At 61.6% G+C, this 2276-nt stretch carries 3 protein-coding genes; 1 reads left to right on the top strand and 2 read right to left on the bottom strand.

Annotated elements, in window-relative coordinates; genetic code table 11:
- Both ABWP09_RS14220 and ABWP09_RS14215 read right to left on the bottom strand, forming a co-directional pair.
- A partial coding sequence (locus ABWP09_RS14220; RefSeq protein ID WP_353205774.1) for a vgr related protein occupies window positions 1–398 on the bottom strand: 398 nt, incomplete at its 3' end.
- A complete protein-coding gene (locus tag ABWP09_RS14215) occupies window positions 395–835 on the bottom strand; it encodes a copper chaperone PCu(A)C (RefSeq protein WP_353205773.1) in 441 nt (146 codons plus the stop codon). The genes ABWP09_RS14215 and ABWP09_RS14220, both read right to left, overlap by 4 nt.
- A 162-nt stretch (window positions 836–997) precedes the next feature.
- Between ABWP09_RS14215 and dnaK the strand changes: the two genes are divergently transcribed.
- Window positions 998–2276: molecular chaperone DnaK (dnaK, locus tag ABWP09_RS14210; RefSeq protein ID WP_353205772.1), on the top strand; the 1279-nt coding region annotated here is incomplete at its 3' end.

The following is a 2276-nucleotide window of genomic DNA, read 5'->3' as shown; positions in this document are numbered from 1 at the left end:
AAGCCGCCGTGGCGTAGCACGAAGGTGTGGCGGACGATCTCCGCCTGCTGCTCGATGCCATAGCGTTCGAGCCGCCACCCCGCGCGCACCGCATAATCGTACCGACAGAACGGATGCCGCCGGATCGGCAAGTAAATCCCGTTCTGGCTTTGCCAGATGTGCGTCAGCTCGTGGATCAGCAGGCCCTGGTCATCGAGAGTCCCGCACGCGAAATCGTCGCGATAGCGCGTACCCTTTGGGTGGAAATGGATGCACCCGGTTGGTGCCATGACCGTTTCGCGGGGCTGGAAGAAAGCCCATTTGCGCTGTTCGATCCGCACTGGCGCATAATCGATCGCGGCGCCGAACACGCTTTGGGCCAGGTTGATCTCGGCCGATGTCAGCGGCCGCGCCGTCATTTGATCGGCGCGGGTGCACCCGCTGCGATCGTCGGCACGCCGAGATCGATCCGCTGATTGTTCGAGAAGGTGAAGGTCAGCTTGACCGCGCGACCGGGCTTAACGCCCGGGTTCATATCAAACAGCATCAAATGCTTGCCACCGGGGGCGAAGACGTTGGTGGAACCGGCCCGTACCGGAAAATCCCCGATCGGCGTCATCTTCGCCATGGTGCCCGACGTCATCGATTCGTGAAGCTCACTCTTCACCGACACCGGGGTGGAGACCGACAGCAGCGTCACGTCGGACGTGCCGCCATGAATGGTGAAATAGGCGACCGCCGGGCGGCTCGGCACCGCACTCAGGCGGATATAGCCCTTATCGACCGACAAAGCGGGCGGCGGCTGGGTGCACGCGGCGAGCGGCAGAAGGGCGACACTGAGGAACCGGCGGAACAACGACTTTCTCCCGTGTTGGGAACAACGTGTGCTTCTGTACGTGCGGTGAAATCTTGCGACAAGCAAAAGCCCCCCTATATCCGCCAGGTGAGTGTCGCGTCGCTTGATCTGAGGGCGCGGCGGAATGGCAATTTTTTGACACACGGGGGCCCCAGAGGACCAATGGCAAAAGTAATCGGAATCGATCTCGGCACTACCAACAGCTGCGTCTCCGTGATGGAAGGCGGCAAGCCCAAGGTTATCGAGAATGCAGAAGGCGCGCGCACCACGCCGTCGATCGTCGCCTTCGCGAAGGATGGCGAGCGTCTCGTCGGTCAGCCGGCCAAGCGCCAGGCAGTGACCAACCCCGAAAATACGATTTTCGCGGTGAAGCGCCTGATCGGCCGCCGCTTCGACGATCCGATCACCAAGAAGGACACCGAATTGGTGCCCTATACCATCGTCAAGGGCCAGAATGGCGATGCGTGGGTGAAGGCCGGCGACAAGGATTACAGCCCGTCGCAGATCAGCGCGTTCACGCTGCAGAAGATGAAGGAAACCGCTGAGGCGTATCTCGGCGAGACGGTTACGCAAGCCGTCATCACCGTGCCGGCCTATTTCAACGACGCGCAGCGTCAGGCGACCAAGGATGCTGGGCAGATTGCCGGTCTCGAGGTGCTCCGCATTATCAACGAGCCGACGGCGGCGGCGCTTGCCTATGGTCTCGACAAGGACACCAACAAGACGATCGCGGTCTATGACCTTGGCGGCGGCACCTTCGACATCTCGATCCTCGAGATTGGCGACGGCGTGTTCGAAGTGAAGGCGACCAATGGCGATACCTTCCTTGGCGGCGAAGATTTCGACAATAAGCTGCTCAACTTCCTGTCGGACGATTTCCGCAAGGCCGAAGGTATCAACCTTACCAAGGATAAGCTGGCGCTCCAGCGTCTGAAGGAAGCCGCCGAAAAGGCGAAGATCGAGCTGTCTTCGGCTGCCACGACCGAGGTCAATTTGCCCTTCATTACGGCAGACGCGACCGGTCCGAAGCATCTCGTCAAGCAGATCACGCGCTCGGATCTCGAACGACTGGTCGATGACCTGATCCAGCGGACGCTCGAGCCGTGCCGCAAGGCGCTCGCCGATGCCGGCGTCAAGGCGGCCGACATCACCGAAGTCGTCCTCGTCGGCGGCATGACGCGCATGCCCAAGGTGCGCCAGGTCGTGAAGGACTTCTTCGGCAAGGAGCCGCATTCGGGCGTCAACCCGGATGAGGTCGTGGCGATGGGCGCCGCCATTCAGGCGGGCGTGCTGCAGGGCGACGTCAAGGACGTGCTGCTGCTCGACGTGACGCCGCTGTCGCTTGGCATCGAAACGCTGGGTGGCGTGTTCACCCGCATGATCGATCGCAACACCACGATCCCGACCAAGAAGTCGCAGACCTATTCGACCGCCGACGACA

Origin of the sequence: Sphingomonas sp., assembly GCF_040398505.1 — a bacterium.
Classification (GTDB): domain Bacteria; phylum Pseudomonadota; class Alphaproteobacteria; order Sphingomonadales; family Sphingomonadaceae; genus Sphingomonas.
Note: the sequence above shows the minus strand (reverse complement) of the source record. Positions and strands in the feature narration are given on the sequence as shown.